This is a genomic window from Mycobacteroides chelonae CCUG 47445 (genome assembly GCF_001632805.1).
In the GTDB taxonomy this organism is placed as follows: Bacteria; Actinomycetota; Actinomycetes; order Mycobacteriales; family Mycobacteriaceae; genus Mycobacterium; species Mycobacterium chelonae.
Genome location: NZ_CP007220.1, coordinates 4,660,029 through 4,675,254 on the forward strand (window position 1 = coordinate 4,660,029; position 15,226 = coordinate 4,675,254).

Genomic DNA, 15,226 nt, shown 5'->3' on the forward strand with positions numbered 1-15,226 from the left:
GCGCGCCGCCGAGGAGGTGTGATGACCAACCTGGTACCCGAGTCGGAAACTCCGAACAAACGCGAACGTGCCAAAGCCGATCGTCGGGATCAGCTGCTGCAGGCCGCGGCCCGGCTGGTGGCCATGCGCGGGTATGCGCGGGTGCGACTGGAAGATCTCGGCTCGGCCGTGGGAATTAGCGGCCCGGCGATATACCGGCACTTCCCCAACAAGGAAGCCCTACTGGTTGACCTGCTCACCGACGTGAGCCGCAGGCTTCTTGCCGGTGGTACCGATGTCGTCGAGACGGCAGCCGGAGCGTCAGAAGCGCTCTCTGGTCTCATCGATTTCCACCTCGACTTCGCACTCAACGAGAGCGACCTGATCCGGGTGCAGGACCGCGATCTTGACTCGCTACCGGAGAACGCACGACGTCAGGTGCGCCAATATCAGCGCCGGTACGTGGAGGCCTGGGTGCAGGTGCTGTGCCAGATCGATGGCGAACTCGATGAGTCGGATGCGCGCATCAAGGCGCATGCCGCGTTCGGCCTGATGAACTCCACGCCCTACAGCGCCGGTCGATCAGCGCCCACTCAGACGCGCGCGGTGCTGCGGCAGATGGTGGTTGCCGCGCTCGGCTCCTAGCTGCGAACCAGCCGGGCAATTGCCGCGGACGCCTCGGCCAGTTTCTCGTCGGCGTCGGCGCCCCCGGAGGCAACGGCATTGGAGACGCAATGACCGAGATGCTCGTCGAGGAGCCCGAGCGCAACCGACCGCAGCGCGCTCTGCGCGGCGCTGATCTGGGTCAGTACGTCGATGCAGTACTTGTCCTCGTCGATCATCTTGGCGATGCCACGCACCTGCCCCTCGATGCGCAGGAGCCGCTTGGCGTAGTCATCCTTTTTCAGCGAGTAACCGTGTGGAGTCGAAGTCTTGGTGCTCATGTCCATTATCCCTTGAGAAGGCCTTGCATCGTGTCGATCTCAGGCTGCTGATTATCGATGATCTTTTGCGCCAACTGCTTTGCCGAAGGGTACTGGCCTCCGGAGAGTTCCGCATTCGACATGGCGACGGCGCCCTGATGGTGAGCAATCATCGACTGCAACCACAGCTGGTCGAAAACCTCGCCGTTGAGGGTCTTCATCCGGTCCAATACCGGCGTGTCCACCATGCCAGGCATGTGCCCGGCGGGGTCATGCCCCTCCGGCATGAGCGGCTGGCCCCAGCTCGTGAGCCACTCGGTGAAGGTGTCGATCTCGGGCTGCTGCGCCGTCTGAATGTTGTTCGCGAGCTCCAGTACCGCCGGGTTGGCGGTACGCCCCTCGGTCAACTTGGACATCTCGACGGCCTGCTGGTGATGCATGATCATCTGCTGAGCGAACGTCACATCTGCATCGTTGTGATCGGACGGAGCCGTCGCGGGGTTGGTATCGAGCGTCGTCGTCATCCCCGGCATACCGGAATGACCTGAATGCTCGGACTTCGTCTCATCACCCTTTTTGTCCGAGCTACACGCTGACAGAATCAGCACCGCAGCAGCAGCGCCGGCAAGGATCGCAGTCCGAGTTCGGTTTCGCATGCCACTATCGTAGCTCAGATACCCCCATAGGGTACGAGATCGCGAGAGGGCATACCCCTCGCGGGTACAACGCGCTAAACGACGGACTCCTCCAGCTGGGTCAGCGCCTCCTCCAGATGGGTCAGAATCCGCTGCAGATGCGGCACGCTCGTACGGCACCCGGTCAATCCGAAGTGCATCGCCGAACCGCTGCTGGTGCACGTGATGTTCAACGCCACTCCGTCGATCGGAATCGACGCCGGGTAGCACCCGTCCATCTCGAACCCGTTCCAGAACATATCGGTGCGCGGGCCCGGGACATTAGAAATGATCACGTTGAATGCGGGAGCCGCCCTGTCCACCAAACCCGGGACGGCACCGGACAACGCCGGAGCTCCATTGAGCGCGCCGACCAGCATCCGCTGCATGGGCGTCATCTCCGAGAGCACCGACTTGGCGGCCTGCACCGAGTCGCGGATCGCACTGAACCGCTCGAGCGGATCGGGCTTGTCGGTCGCCAGGTTGGCCAGCAGCGCGGTGATCGAGTTCCCCGCGTTCTGGTCCCCCTCGGCCCGGATCGACACCGGACACATCGCGATGAGCGGCTTATCGGGTAGTGCGTTCTGCTCCTCCAGATATGTGCGCAACGCACCGGCGCACATGGCCAGCACCACATCGTTGACGGTTCCCCCCAGGGCTTTGCCCGCCTCCTTGATCCGCGTCATCGACCAGGTTTGCGCCGCGAAGCGTCGCGCACCTCCTATCGAGACATTCAGCATGGTGTGTGGAGCCGACAACGGCCTGACGAGCTGTGGGTCCGAGAGCGCGTGGCGTCCGTACTTGAGCAGACCTGGCGGAATCGACACGACCTGCCGCACCGCGCCGGCGGCTCCCTTGACGAGGTCCAGCGCCGACGTGTTGGTGGTGCTCACGATGCTGCTCTTCGCACGCCGCTTGGCAGGGGCCCACACGGCCTGGCAGTCGCGCGCATCGGGATCATCGGAGAGCGAGCGCATCATCATGCGCAAAGCACCGACACCGTCGATGACCGCGTGGTGCATCTTCGTGTACACAGCCAGGCGCCCGTCCGAAAGCCCTTCCACCACATGCATTTCCCATAACGGTCGGTGCCGATCCAGCGGGGAGCTGTGCCACCGTGAGGTGACGGTCAGCAGCTCACGCACCCGGGCCGGGCGCGGCAGCGCCGAACGGCGCACGTGGTACTCCCAGTCGATCTCGTCGTCGATGATCCAGGTGAGGTTGCCCATCACCGCCAGCGGCTGCCCAGGTCGTTTGCGGAAGTCCGACGACACCTCGGTGGTCGACATCAGTTGTTCGTAGAACACCTCGGCATAATCCGGGCCCGCATCGACGGGCGGTTTGAACAGCTGTAGGCCGCCGACGTGGAAGGGATGTTCCCGCGTCTCCCCGATGAGAAACATCGAGTCGCTGACCGGCATGAATGGCATGGCGGTCATGCTGCCACTTTGCTCGGCTTCCGGAGGCGGAATCCGCAGCGATGAGCTGCTGGCGCGAAGAGCGAATCCCCTTTGACCGGCTAAGTAGCCGCCGGGGATACTTAGGCGCATGTCAGCCCACGACGCACCTGATATCAAGCCGCGTAGTCGCGACGTCACCGATGGTCTGGAGAAGACTGCCGCCCGCGGGATGCTGCGCGCCGTAGGCATGGGTGACGACGACTGGGTGAAGCCGCAGATTGGCGTCGGTTCGTCGTGGAACGAGATCACCCCGTGCAACATGTCGCTGCAGCGCCTGGCCCAGTCGGTCAAGGAGGGTGTGCACTCGGCCGGAGGTTATCCGCTGGAGTTCGGCACCATCTCGGTGTCCGACGGCATCTCGATGGGCCACGAGGGCATGCACTTCTCGCTGGTGTCCCGCGAGGTCATCGCCGACAGCGTCGAGACCGTGATGCAGGCGGAGCGACTGGACGGGTCGGTGCTATTGGCCGGATGCGACAAGTCCATCCCCGGGATGCTCATGGCCGCGGCACGTCTGGACCTGGCTTCGGTGTTCTTCTACAACGGTTCGATCATGCCCGGCAAGGCCAAGCTGACCGACGGTACCGAAAAGGAAGTCACCATCATCGACGCCTTCGAGGCCGTCGGTGCGTGCGCACGCGGTCTGATGTCGCGTGAGGACGTCGACATCATTGAGCGCGCCATCTGTCCGGGCGAAGGCGCCTGTGGCGGTATGTACACCGCCAACACCATGGCCAGCGCCGCCGAGGCACTCGGCATGTCGTTGCCGGGCAGTGCTTCTCCCGTCGCCATCGACAAGCGTCGCGAGGAGTACGCACGCAAGTCCGGGGAGGCCGTCGTCGAGATGCTGCGCCGCGGGATCACCGCGCGCGACATCCTCACCAAGGAGGCCTTCGAGAACGCCATCGCCGTGGTGATGGCGTTCGGCGGGTCCACCAATGCGGTGTTGCACCTGCTGGCCATCGCCCGTGAGGCAGAGGTGCCGCTGTCCCTGGATGACTTCACCCGCATCGGCCACAAGGTTCCGCACCTTGCCGACGTGAAGCCCTTCGGCCGCCACGTGATGAAGGATGTCGACGAAATCGGCGGCGTGCCAGTGGTGATGCGCGCGCTTCTGGATGCGGGCCTGTTGCACGGCGATTGCCTCACGGTCACCGGCAAGACCATGGCCGAGAACCTCGCACACATCGCGCCGCCGGACCCGGATGGCAAGGTGCTGCGCGCCATGAACAATCCGATCCACCCGACGGGTGGCATCACCATCCTGCACGGCACACTGGCCCCGGAGGGCGCCGTGGTCAAGTCCGCGGGCTTTGAGTCCGATGTTTTCGAAGGCACGGCAAGGGTTTTCGAACGGGAGCGGGCAGCACTCGACGCCCTGGAAGATGGCACCATCACGCACGGCGACGTCGTCGTCATCCGCTACGAGGGCCCCAAGGGCGGACCCGGTATGCGCGAAATGCTGGCCATCACCGGTGCGATCAAGGGCGCCGGCCTCGGCAAGGACGTGCTGCTGATGACGGACGGCCGATTCTCCGGCGGTACCACCGGTCTGTGCGTCGGGCATATCGCGCCCGAGGCCGTCGACGGTGGCCCCATCGCATTCGTCAGGGACGGTGACCGTATCCGCCTCGACGTCGCCAACGGAAAGCTGGACCTCCTGGTCGATGAGTCAGAACTTGCCGCGCGCCGTGAGGGATTCGAACCGTTGCCGCCGCGGTACAAGACCGGGGTGCTGGCCAAGTACACCAAGCTGGTGCAGTCGGCCGCTGTCGGAGCGGTCTGCGGCTAAGCCTTCCGGCCTCTCTTGAGCGCGGGATGGCTCCGCGCCACCATGCGGGTGAGTAATCCGCGCGGAAGCAGATGGTTGGCGGCCGCACCGATGCGGTTGGCCAGCCCGGGCACGATCACGGTCTTGCCCGCCGCCAATCCATCGACCGCCGTCCTGGCCACGTTCGCCGCGTCCACCCACATGACCTTGGGCATCGCGGCTTCGGCGTCCTCATCGGAGATTCCCACCGCCGCACCGAATCCCGTCTTCACCGGACCCGGGCACAGTGTCGCGGCGCGGACGCCGGTGCCGCGCAGCTCCTCGTTCAGCGCGTGGGTGTACGAGACCACGAATGCCTTCGCGGCCCCATAGGCGGCTTGCCCGGGCAGCGGGCCGAAGGCGCCGACCGAGCCGAGGTTGAGCACGACCCCTCTGCCGCGTGCCACCATCTGCGGCACAAAGCGCGAGCAGAGATCCACCACCGCACTGACGTCCACCTCCACCAGGTTGAGCTCGGCGGCGGGGTCGGATGCGGCGACGGGCCCCGCCGTACTCAGCCCGGCATTGTTGACCAGCACGTCAACCGCGAGCCCAAGCTGCGCCACGCGCTGAGGCAATTGAGCGCGCTCCTGGGCACTCGAAAGATCAACGGGCAGTAAGTGAGCAGTTCGTCCCAGGCTCTCGGCCAGCCCGCGTAGCCGATCGGCACGCCGCGCCACCAACACCACGGGGTAACCACGCCGTGCGAATTCTCGTGCGAGTTCTTCGCCAATGCCCGATGAGGCTCCGGTGATCAAGGCGGCGGCGTCAGCGCGCGGGGAGGGAAGCACCTACTGAGCCTATGTCGCTGGCGATGCGGCGACATCAGAAATCTTCGGCGCTACGGGAGGCGTGCGGGATCTCGGTAACGCTGCACGTTCCGGGCGATTTCCCCCGGTTCCGGCAGTGGCTCCTCGCTATCGAGGTAGACACCGCCCGCACGCAGGCTGTCCTCCACGATGAGCCAGATGCGCCGAACCAGGCTCTCGATCAATCGTTCTTGTGAGGTCTGCCCTGGCTGGTCCAACCAGTAACTCACCGAGGTCTCGGCCATCCCGACAATGCCCATTGCCAGCAGCTCGGCATCGGTGTCAACCCCGAACGCTTCGAGGTACACCGCAAACACCCGCGAAAGATGCAGTCCTGCAGACATTTTGATATCGGCAATGGCATCGGGCGCATCCGAGCCCTCAGAAAGTGAGCATCGCGCAAGATACCGATACAGGTTGCGGTGCCCAACCAGGAAACGAACGTACGCACCGATACCCGCCTCGATGATCTGTGCCATCGAGCCGAGCGGCTGCCATACGGGTGCAAGCTCAGCGATGATCATGTCGCCGGCCCGCCGAGCCACGGCGCGCTGTAAGTCCGCGGCGCCGTCGAAGTGCCGGTAGAGCTTTGTTCGGGTGACCCCCACATAGACCGCGATCTGCTCCGTGGACGTCTGCGGACCGTGCTCGGCAATGGCAGCAAGGGCGGCCTCGACGAACTCGGCCCGGCGCCGTTCGCGCTGGCCATCCCACCTGCCAGCTGGGAGTTCTTGGCTGTCGGGCTGCACGAAGCTCACTCTAGCAATGGGGTGGTACGTCACGTACCATGTGACCCACCGAACACATCACCACCCGACTTCGATTAGAGCGCGAGCTGACATCCATGACCGACGTACAGATCGAATCCCCCGTCGACCAAGCCCTGCAGGACTTGACCGAAGGCGAAAAGGCCTGGGCCAAAACCTCGTTGGCAGATCGTTTGCGTTTGTTGGCGGATACCCGCCAGCGCGTGATCGACAATGCGCACCAGTGGGTGCAGGCGGCGGCATTCCAGATCAAGAAGCTCGACCCGGAATCTCCCCTGGTCGGCGAGGAATGGATCTCGGGCCCGTACGCCGTGGCGGGGGCCATCGCCTCCCTGATCGCCAGCCTGGAGCAGCTCCAAGCCGGACAAAGCCCGCTTCAAGACGCCGAGTTCGGTGTCACTCCCGGCGGTCGTACAACGGTTTCGGTGTTGCCGCTCAACATCTTCGACAAGCTGCTGCTGTCCGGGTTCAGCGCTGAGCTGTGGTTGCAGCCCGGTGTGGATAAGGCCGAGGCGTTGCGCACGGCCGGCCTGGCGCAGCGTGACCCCAGCCGCACCCAGGGTGTCGGCGCGGTGCTCGGCGCAGGCAACATCACCTCGATCGCGCCCCTGGACACCCTGTACGAGCTTTTCGCCAACAACCGCGTGGTGGCCCTCAAGCTCAACCCCATCACCGATCCACTGCTGCCGGTGTTCACCCAGGTGCTGCAGCCCTTCATCGCGATCGGCGCGGTACGGATCCTGACCGGCGGCGCCGATGTAGGTACCTACCTGGTGCACCATCAGCTGGTCGATCACGTCCATATGACCGGCAGCTCGGTCACCCACGACGCGATCGTGTTCGGCACCGGGGAGGAAGGCGCACAGCGCAAGGCCGCCAACCAGCCGGTCCTGGACAAGGCCATCACCAGCGAACTCGGCGGGGTTTCGCCGACCATCGTGGTGCCCGGCCAGTGGAGCTCCTCCGATATCGAGTTCCAGACCCGGCACATCGCCACCCAGCGGTTACACAACAACGGCTACAACTGCATCGCCTCGCAGGTCGTGGTGCTCTCGAAGGCATGGCCGCAGCGCCAAGAGTTCCTCGCCGCGCTGCGCAAGGCCGTCGACGAGGCGCCGTCCCGTCCTGCCTACTACCCCGGTTCGGATGACCGGGTGGCCGGTGCGCAACAGTCTTACCCCGACGCCGAGCGCCTCGGACAGAACGGCGCGCGCGTGCTCGTAGTCGATCCGGAGGACCGCACGGCTCTGCTGCGTACCGAGTACTTCGGGCCCGTCCTGGGCGTCATCGAACTCGATGTCGCCAATGACCCGGACGGAGCCCTCTTCCTGCAGGAGGCCGCACGGGTGGCCAATGACGAGTTCGTCGGAACGCTCGGCGTGAACGTGCTCGCGCACCCCGACACCATCGAGGCGCTGGGATCGCATTTCGACACCTTGGTCGAAGACCTGCGGTACGGCACCGTCGCGATCAACGCCTGGACCGGGGTGGGATATCTGACCCCCTCCGCGACGTGGGGCGCATTCCCCGGCCACGTGCTCAATGACGTACAAAGCGGGATCGGCGTGGTGCACAACGGCTTCCTGGTCGAGAAGCCGGAACGTACCGTGGTCCGCGGCCCCTTCCGGCCGTTCCCGCGGTCCTTTGCACATGGCGAATGGGCCCTGTCCCCGAAGCCACCGTGGTTCGTGAGCAATGCCACAGCGGCGGGCACTGGCGAACTGCTGGTCGACTTCGCCGGTAAGCCCAGCCTGCTGAAAGTGCCTCGGATCTTCATCTCCGCGCTACGCGGCTGACGCGAATCACGTTGCCCGGCACCATCTCGGTGCGGCGTAATGTCGAGTCATGGGCAACGCAGAGAACCGCTGGGTAGAAGTCGACCAGTACCTGGAGCGCACCGTCGCTACCGACGCCGCAGAGCTGGAGCATATTCGGCAGGCGCAGGACGACGGTGGCCTGCCGGATATCGCGGTGTCAGCAACACAAGGCAAATTCCTGTACCTGTTGGCGACGATTGCCAAGGCCAGCCGGGTGCTCGAGATAGGCACGCTTGGCGGGTACAGCACCGCATGGCTGGCCAAGGCGGTCGGACCCGAGGGCGCCGTCGTGACGCTCGAGTACGAGCCCAAGCACGCCGCCGTGGCTCAGGCGAGCCTGGAGCGCGCCGGGCTGGCCGAACAGGTCGAGATCTTGGTGGGTAGCGCCCTCGACAATCTTCCGTCGGTCCAGGGGCCGTTCGATCTGGTCTTCATCGACGCCGACAAGGCCAACAATCCCAACTACCTGGGCTGGGCATTACGACTGACCACTGCAGGGTCGGTCATCGTGGTAGACAACGTGATTCGCTGGATCTCCGAAGACGGACCCAACGCCGAGGGGACGCGGGACGCGCTGGAACTACTGGGGTCCAACCCAGGCCTTGATGCGACCGCGCTGCAGACGGTGGGCGTCAAGGGCTGGGACGGGCTGGCGATCGCCGTCGTGCGTTAGCGCGCTCCCTCGCGGGCATAGACGGTGCGCAGAACGAACTCCACCTCCGGCCCCATGGCCAGCCCCGCCAGCTCCGGATAAAGGGCCACGAAATCGTGGCCGTGCGCCGGAGCGTCGTGCGGGCACAGGTGATGCGCCAGCTCATGCAGGATCACCAGTTCGCGCATGGCCCAGGCGCTTCCGTTGCGATCGTCGGGAACGGCGATGGCCGCCCGGTCTCCGTCACGCTCGTAATGAGCGGCCGTCGCTCCCCGCCGGGCACGCACGGTGACGGGTCCGGCAGACCATCTGGTCGCGACGAGGGCCAGCACCTCATCGACATAGCGCTGCACCGATTCGACCGACGCGAACCGTGCCTCGGGCGGCAGGGTCAGCCTGGTGCCGAAGAAATCGATATCCCGTTGGCTGTGACTGGCCGCCCGCTCGAACATGGTGCGCACAAACTCTTCGGCCGCGTATACCTTGGCGCGCTGGGAATCACGTGGATGAGCCGCTCGCGCGACGGCATCCGACTGAGGCCGTGACTGATTGCTCAGTTCTGCTCCAATGCGCCACGCGCACCTGCCAGTTCGGGACTGTTCCCAAGCCTGGCCCGGCGGCCCGCACGATCACCCGCACGCCGGGCGTGTGAGGAATAACCGGCCTGTGCGCTCACCGCACGCCACTGACCGCGGGCCGTCGAGGCACCCTTGTAGAAGTCTCGCAGCTCGATGTCTTTGTCACGCAATACCAGTTCGGTTCCCGTGCCCCGTTTCTCGGTCTTGACCGCCTCGGCGCGCGCCTCTTGTCGTGCGTCGGCCAGCCGCTGCCCCACCCGTGTACCGAAGGCCAGCTGGAAGTTCAGGCGGGCCGTGATGGTTGGTGTGGGCCGGTGCGCACCCGAACCGATGTACGTATCCGAGGCCCTGACCATCTGGACCACCAGGCTGGCGTAGAGCGCGTGGACGGCGTCGATGTCCTCGGCGAAGCCGTAGGCATATACGTAGGTCGAGTTGGATGCGACATCACACGTGACGTCATTGGCGCCGGCGATCAACGCGAACAGGTTGACGTAGGTCCGTAGGCCACGGGTGCCCGCCTCACCGATAGTGATGGTGCGCTGGGTGGGCCGCGCCTGGGCGTCTCGTTTGGCCGAGTGCGCACGGGCGACCGCCAGGTCGATCGAGGTCGCGGTGGCAAGGCGCTGCGCCGCCGCCATGAAGGCCTCGGCTTCATGGGCGTTGTCCGTGCCCTCGGCCTGGCGGAGCAGTGCGGCGATCCGCGAGAGCTGCTTGTCCTCTGTCACGAAGGCCAGATTAGGCGAGCGCGGGGACATGCGACCAAAGCAAGCATCACCCCCCACTTCTGACAACCTTTGTTGTCAAGTCGTTCGAGTTGTGTTTCGATAGCCGCACATGAGACATACGGAGATACCGGAGGCCGCGTGACCATTCAGGAAAATGCAGTACTGCCTGCGGCTTACGCGGAGAATCTCGCACATCCCGCACCCGCACACACAGGGCTGCGCAACACCCTGCGCCGTTGGACGGGATTCGATCTCACCCCATCCGAAGAGGTAGTCCGCCAATACGGGGCCGGCCTGTGGATAACCGATCCGGTCGCCGAGAGTTTCGTTGAGGAGGTCTACTACGGGCAGATCGGCCCGGAGCGCGGCCGCGCGTTATTGGAGCGCGCGCTCAGCGAGGGAATCGACGCCGTCGAGGACGCCCCGGAGTCGATGCGGGCGTTGTTCGCCGAATTCGACACGCTGCCACCGTGGGCCGATCCGCAGCTCATCGAGGCCGGTGCCGCCGTGTGGCGGCGGTGGGGCTACGACATGGGCTCCATCGCCAACGCCGGCACCATGGACACCTACACCGAGGGCTGGCTGGCGACCCCCCTCTCGCTGGCCGGTGGTTATGCGGGCCAGGGCGCGATGCACCGGCATCTCGAGACCAGCCGGTGGTGGCTGGAATGCGCACGACCCGGCGCCGCCCTGGACCGATACTCGGTTGCCCGGCAGATCACCATGAAGATCCGCGTCATGCATGTCTCGGTACGCCGCGGAGTGCGCAAGCATCCCGAGTGGCGCCGCGAGCAATGGGGCGAGCCCATCAGCCAATCGGAGATGCTGCTGACACTTATCGCCGGCAGCGTGGCGCCCGGGCTCGGCCTGTGGGCGGTCGGCTATCTCACCACACGATCGGAAATGATTGCGGCCCTGCATTTTTGCCGATACCTGGGATACCTGCTCGGGGTGCGCTGTGATGACATCTATCCCGAGACAGTCGCCGATGCGGTACGGATCCTGTACCACTTCGACGCCACCCGCGCCTACGACGGCGGCGACGCCTCACGTGAACTCGTGGAGTCCTTCGTCCCGTCGTTCACGCCGAGTCCCGGCTCATCACCGGCCAATCGGCTCCGGGGCCTGTTCCATCTGCAACTGCAGGCAGGTTTCACACGGCTGTTCATGCTGCCGTGGAACCGCCGGCTCTATCGGATTCCCAATGGCTGGCTGGGCACCGCGGCACTCGTCGCCCGTGCCCCGTTTGTCGCCGCGATCGAGCTGGCGCGCCATGCCGTCCCGGCGGTAGACCAGCGCTGGCAGCGGGGCAAGATGCGGCGCTGGGAGCACTGGATCGACTGGCAGTCCGGCGCCCACACCCACGACTTCCAAGACCTGTCCGCCATGCGGCGGTAGCGGCGGCCGCGCGTCAAAGCCGGGCGTCGATCCAGGACAGCACCTCGTCGAGCACGAGTTCCTTCTCGAACTCGTTGAAGATCTCGTGGTACAGGCCCTTCCAGATCTTCAGCGTCGCATCGGGCGCCGACTCGGACAGCCACACGCTGCCTTCGGGCGCGGTCAGCCGGTCGTCCCCGCCGTGCATCGTCAGCACCGGGCGCCGCAGACCGGCGGCGCGCTGCCGCATCGTCTTCCCCACCCCCAGCAAGGCCCGGCCGATGCCCGCGGGCACCCGACCGTGATGCACCAGCGGATCGGCGTTGTATGCGGCGATGATCGCCGGGTCATGGGAGATCGCGTTGACATCGAGCTTCTGCACCGGCAGCCCGGGCGCCAGCCGCCCCACCACCGGAGCCACCAGGGTCAGCACGTACGGCAATCCGACCTGTGCGGCAATCGCGGGCCCCGAGAGCACCATCAGGTCGTAACGGTCCTGGTGGTCGACACCGTAGGCGAAGACGATACCACCGCCCATGCTGTGCCCGAGCACAATTCGCTTGAGGTCGGGGTACTCGCGTGCCGCGATGTCCACCAGGGTGCCGAAGTCGTCGGTGTACTCGGAGATGTCCCGCAGATACACGCGCTTACCCCCGGAACGACCGTGACCACGGTGGTCCAGGGCGTACACCAGGTACCCGGCGTCATTGAACCGCTGGGCGACGTGGTCGTACCGCCGCGCGTGCTCGCCGAAACCGTGCGAGAGCACGACGACGGCACGCGGCGGCCCCTCCGGCGTCCAGGTGTCATAAACAATCCGCACGTTGTCGGCGCCGTCGAAGGCGCGCTGCACCCGAGATCCACTCACCTCGAAAACTCTACGGAACCGCCGAACCGGCCATCCTCAACTAGAACACGTTCTAGTGTGGGGCCATGGGATTCCTCAAGCCCACGCTGCCCGTCGTCGATATCGCCGAATGGAGCAAGGGCACCCGCGCCGAGAAGATACGTCCGATGGCCCGGCACTGGGCCGAGGTGGGCTTCGGGACACCGGTGGCCTTGCATCTCTTCTACGTCCTGAAGATCGGCCTGTACATCCTTGGCGGCTGGCTGTTCGCCATGGTCTCGACCGACGGAGTCGGGCCGGCGGACTGGTCCGCACCCATCGTCTTCCAGAAGGTGGTGCTCTACACCATGCTGTTCGAGGTCATCGGCCTCGGCTGCGGCTTCGGCCCACTCAACAACAGGTTCTTCCCTCCCCTGGGTTCAATCCTGTACTGGTTGCGTCCCAGCACCATTCGCCTGCCGCCCTGGCCGCGTATCCCCCTCACCCGAGGCAGCGCGCGAACCCCCGTGGACGTGGTGCTGTACGCCGCCTTGCTGGCGATGCTCCTGGTCGCGTTGTTCTCCCAGCCCGCACCGACGGGGCTGCTGCCCCTCTGGCCGGTCGTCGCCATCCTCGGATTGCTGGCCATCGCCGGCCTGCGCGACAAGGTGATCTTCCTGGCGGCACGCGGCGAGGTGTACGGCGCCCTCACTGTGACGTTCCTCTTCACCGGGGCCGACATGATCGTCGCCGCCAAACTGATCTTCGTCGTCATCTGGATGGGTGCGGCGACGTCAAAACTCAACCACCACTTCCCCTTTGTCATCTCGACGATGATGTCCAACAACCCGCTCATCCGCGCCAAACGTCTCAAGCGGGCGTTCTTCGAGAAGTTCCCCGACGACCTGCGCCCCGGACGGCTCTCCCGCGTCGTCGCACATCTGAGCACCGCAATCGAGATGCTGGTACCCATCGCACTGTTCTTCAGTCACGGCGGCTGGGTCACCACGGTCGCCGCCATCGTGATGGTGTGCTTCCACTTGGGCATCCTCACCGCCATCCCGATGGGTGTGCCGCTGGAGTGGAATGTGTTCATGATCTTCGGCGTGCTGTCGCTGTTCTTCGCGCACGCGAACATCGGTCTGCGCGATATGGAACATCCCGTGCCCGTGTTTGCCCTATTCGCCCTGAGCGCCGGGGTGGTTGTCGCGGGAAACCTGTTGCCCCGCAAGGTTTCCTTCCTGCCCGGCATGCGGTACTACGCCGGTAACTGGGACACCACACTGTGGTGCATCAAACCGTCCGCCAGCGCGAAAATCGACAAGGGCATCGTGGCGATCGCGAGCATGCCGCAAGCCCAGATGGAGCGCTACTACGGCACCGACCAGGCACCACTGCTCATGTATATCGGCTATGCGTTCCGAGCCATGAATACGCATGGGCGGGCCATGTTCACGCTCGCGCACCGGGCCATGGCGGGCCCGAGCGGTCGCGACCGCGAAGATGATTACGTCATCACCGACGGCGAACGGATCTGCAGCACGGCGATCGGCTGGAACTTCGGCGACGGGCACATGCACAACGAGCAGCTGATCGCCGCGATGCAGGAGCGGTGCCAGTTCGAGCCGGGCGAGGTGCGCATCGTCTTACTCGATGCCCAGCCCATCCATCGTCAAACCCAGCAATATCGACTCGTGGACGCGGCCACCGGTGAGTTCGAAAGCGGCTACGTTCGGGTGGCCGACATGGTCAACCGCCAGCCCTGGGATGACGAGCTGCCGGTGCACGTCAACACCCGGTAACCGGCTGACACGTGTCGGTGGACACGACTATTGTCGCCCCCGTGACGGCACAAGCCATCGAGGATGAATTTCTTTCGCACACCGAACAATATCGGCGCGAAATTCTGGCCCACTGCTACCGGATGACGGGCTCCATCCACGATGCCGAGGACCTGGTGCAGGAGACCTACCTGCGCGGCTGGAAGGCCTATGAACGGTTCGAGGGCAAGTCGTCGGTGCGCACCTGGCTGTATCGGATCGCCACCAATACCTGTCTGACGGCGCTGGAGGGCAAGCAGCGCCGTCCGTTGCCCACCGGACTGGGAGCCCCCAGCGCCGACCCGCTCGCCGAGTTGGACGAGCGCACCGAGATCCCGTGGCTGGAACCGCTGCCCGATGACGCGACCGATCCGGCCAGCATCGTGGGTTCACGGGAGTCGGTCCGTCTGGCGTTTGTCGCCGCACTGCAGCATCTGCCCGCCAAGCAGCGCGCGGTACTGGTGCTGCGCGAGGTGCTGCAGTGGAAAGCCCAGGAGGTCGCCGAGGCGATCGGTTCCACCACCGCCGCGGTGAACAGTCTGCTGCAGCGCGCCCGGGCGCAGCTCCAGGAAGTATCGCCACGGGAAGAAACCCTGCTGGAACCCGAGGACCCGATGCTGCGCGAGCAGCTCCGCCAGTACATCGACGCATTCGAGCGCTATGACGTCGATGCGATCGCGAAAATGTTTACCACCGAAGCGATTTGGGAGATGCCACCGTTCACCGGTTGGTATCAGGGCGGGCAGAGCATCGCCACGCTCATCAAGGAGCAGTGCCCCGCCGAGCACGCCGGCGATATGCGCCTGCTCGAGACGTCAGCCAACGGGCAGCCTGCCATCGGCCTCTACATGCGCGAGGGCGACGGCGTGCACCGCCCGTTCCAGATGCATGTACTGGACGTCACCCCCGACGGCGTGGCCCATGTGGTGTGCTTCTTCGACATCTCACTGTTCGAGAAGTTCGGTCTCCCAACCGAACTCACCGACTAGTTCACCGCCGAAACCTA

At 65.2% G+C, this 15,226-nt stretch carries 15 protein-coding genes; 7 read left to right on the forward strand and 8 right to left on the reverse strand.

Features of this window, described 5'->3' with window-relative positions; all coding sequences use genetic code 11:
• The first annotated feature begins 21 nt into the window (after positions 1 to 21).
• Complete coding sequence (locus tag BB28_RS22695) at positions 22 to 624, forward strand: SACE_7040 family transcriptional regulator (RefSeq protein ID WP_046255159.1); 603 nt, start codon at positions 22 to 24, stop codon at positions 622 to 624.
• On the opposite strand, the gene ricR is transcribed toward BB28_RS22695, so the two are convergent.
• The 3 genes from ricR to BB28_RS22710 all read right to left on the reverse strand — a co-directional run bounded on the left by ricR (position 621) and on the right by BB28_RS22710 (position 3,015).
• Entirely contained in the window at positions 621 to 923 is a 303-nt protein-coding gene (ricR, locus tag BB28_RS22700) for a copper-sensing transcriptional repressor RicR (protein ID WP_030097375.1), read from the reverse strand. The genes BB28_RS22695 and ricR overlap by 4 nt on opposite strands.
• A 5-nt stretch (positions 924 to 928) precedes the next feature.
• The gene (locus BB28_RS22705; RefSeq protein WP_030097376.1) at positions 929 to 1,558 is read right to left on the reverse strand and encodes a DUF305 domain-containing protein; all 630 of its coding nucleotides are present in this window, start codon (positions 1,556 to 1,558) and stop codon (positions 929 to 931) included.
• A gap of 74 nt (positions 1,559 to 1,632) precedes the next feature.
• Positions 1,633 to 3,015, reverse strand: a complete 1,383-nt coding sequence (locus BB28_RS22710; RefSeq protein ID WP_078284797.1) for a WS/DGAT/MGAT family O-acyltransferase — start codon at positions 3,013 to 3,015, stop codon at positions 1,633 to 1,635.
• A 109-nt stretch (positions 3,016 to 3,124) separates the two neighbouring features.
• Between BB28_RS22710 and ilvD the strand changes: the two genes are divergently transcribed.
• Positions 3,125 to 4,828, forward strand: a complete 1,704-nt coding sequence (gene ilvD / locus BB28_RS22715) for a dihydroxy-acid dehydratase (RefSeq protein WP_046255160.1) — start codon at positions 3,125 to 3,127, stop codon at positions 4,826 to 4,828.
• Here the strand turns inward: ilvD and BB28_RS22720 are convergent.
• Together BB28_RS22720 and BB28_RS22725 are read right to left on the reverse strand one after the other, a co-directional pair.
• Positions 4,825 to 5,637 carry an SDR family NAD(P)-dependent oxidoreductase gene (locus tag BB28_RS22720; RefSeq protein WP_046255161.1) on the reverse strand — a complete coding sequence of 271 codons (813 nt, stop codon included), beginning with the start codon at positions 5,635 to 5,637 and terminating at the stop codon, positions 4,825 to 4,827. The genes ilvD and BB28_RS22720 overlap by 4 nt on opposite strands.
• Before the next feature lie 50 nt (positions 5,638 to 5,687).
• Positions 5,688 to 6,413: a TetR/AcrR family transcriptional regulator gene (locus BB28_RS22725; RefSeq protein ID WP_109365485.1), complete on the reverse strand. Its 726-nt coding sequence runs from the start codon at positions 6,411 to 6,413 to the stop codon at positions 5,688 to 5,690.
• A gap of 86 nt (positions 6,414 to 6,499) precedes the next feature.
• Between BB28_RS22725 and BB28_RS22730 the strand changes: the two genes are divergently transcribed.
• Together BB28_RS22730 and BB28_RS22735 are read left to right on the forward strand one after the other, a co-directional pair.
• Positions 6,500 to 8,218 carry an aldehyde dehydrogenase family protein gene (locus BB28_RS22730; RefSeq protein WP_046255162.1) on the forward strand — a complete coding sequence of 573 codons (1,719 nt, stop codon included), beginning with the start codon at positions 6,500 to 6,502 and terminating at the stop codon, positions 8,216 to 8,218.
• A gap of 49 nt (positions 8,219 to 8,267) precedes the next feature.
• On the forward strand, positions 8,268 to 8,912 hold the full coding sequence (locus tag BB28_RS22735) for an O-methyltransferase (protein WP_046255163.1): 645 nt from the start codon (positions 8,268 to 8,270) through the stop codon (positions 8,910 to 8,912).
• Here BB28_RS22735 and BB28_RS22740 read toward each other — a convergent pair.
• Together BB28_RS22740 and BB28_RS22745 are read right to left on the reverse strand one after the other, a co-directional pair.
• A complete protein-coding gene (locus BB28_RS22740) occupies positions 8,909 to 9,448 on the reverse strand; it encodes a TIGR04338 family metallohydrolase (RefSeq protein WP_075874135.1) in 540 nt (179 codons plus the stop codon). The two genes, BB28_RS22735 and BB28_RS22740, sit on opposite strands and share 4 nt — an antisense overlap.
• Positions 9,445 to 10,197: a DUF2786 domain-containing protein gene (locus BB28_RS22745; RefSeq protein WP_030097385.1), complete on the reverse strand. Its 753-nt coding sequence runs from the start codon at positions 10,195 to 10,197 to the stop codon at positions 9,445 to 9,447. The genes BB28_RS22740 and BB28_RS22745 overlap by 4 nt, the downstream gene beginning before the upstream one ends.
• A gap of 138 nt (positions 10,198 to 10,335) precedes the next feature.
• Between BB28_RS22745 and BB28_RS22750 the strand changes: the two genes are divergently transcribed.
• Positions 10,336 to 11,595 (forward strand): oxygenase MpaB family protein, encoded by a 1,260-nt coding sequence (locus tag BB28_RS22750; protein ID WP_225421961.1) that lies wholly within the window; start codon positions 10,336 to 10,338, stop codon positions 11,593 to 11,595.
• A gap of 13 nt (positions 11,596 to 11,608) precedes the next feature.
• Here BB28_RS22750 and BB28_RS22755 read toward each other — a convergent pair whose 3' ends face one another.
• Positions 11,609 to 12,427 carry an alpha/beta hydrolase gene (locus BB28_RS22755; protein ID WP_081252315.1) on the reverse strand — a complete coding sequence of 273 codons (819 nt, stop codon included), beginning with the start codon at positions 12,425 to 12,427 and terminating at the stop codon, positions 11,609 to 11,611.
• A gap of 80 nt (positions 12,428 to 12,507) precedes the next feature.
• On the opposite strand from BB28_RS22755, the gene BB28_RS22760 reads away from it, so the two are divergent.
• Both BB28_RS22760 and BB28_RS22765 read left to right on the forward strand, forming a co-directional pair.
• Positions 12,508 to 14,202 carry a DUF3556 domain-containing protein gene (locus BB28_RS22760; protein WP_046255166.1) on the forward strand — a complete coding sequence of 565 codons (1,695 nt, stop codon included), beginning with the start codon at positions 12,508 to 12,510 and terminating at the stop codon, positions 14,200 to 14,202.
• A gap of 41 nt (positions 14,203 to 14,243) precedes the next feature.
• Positions 14,244 to 15,209 carry a sigma-70 family RNA polymerase sigma factor gene (locus tag BB28_RS22765; protein ID WP_046255167.1) on the forward strand — a complete coding sequence of 322 codons (966 nt, stop codon included), beginning with the start codon at positions 14,244 to 14,246 and terminating at the stop codon, positions 15,207 to 15,209.
• Positions 15,210 to 15,226 lie beyond the last annotated feature (17 nt).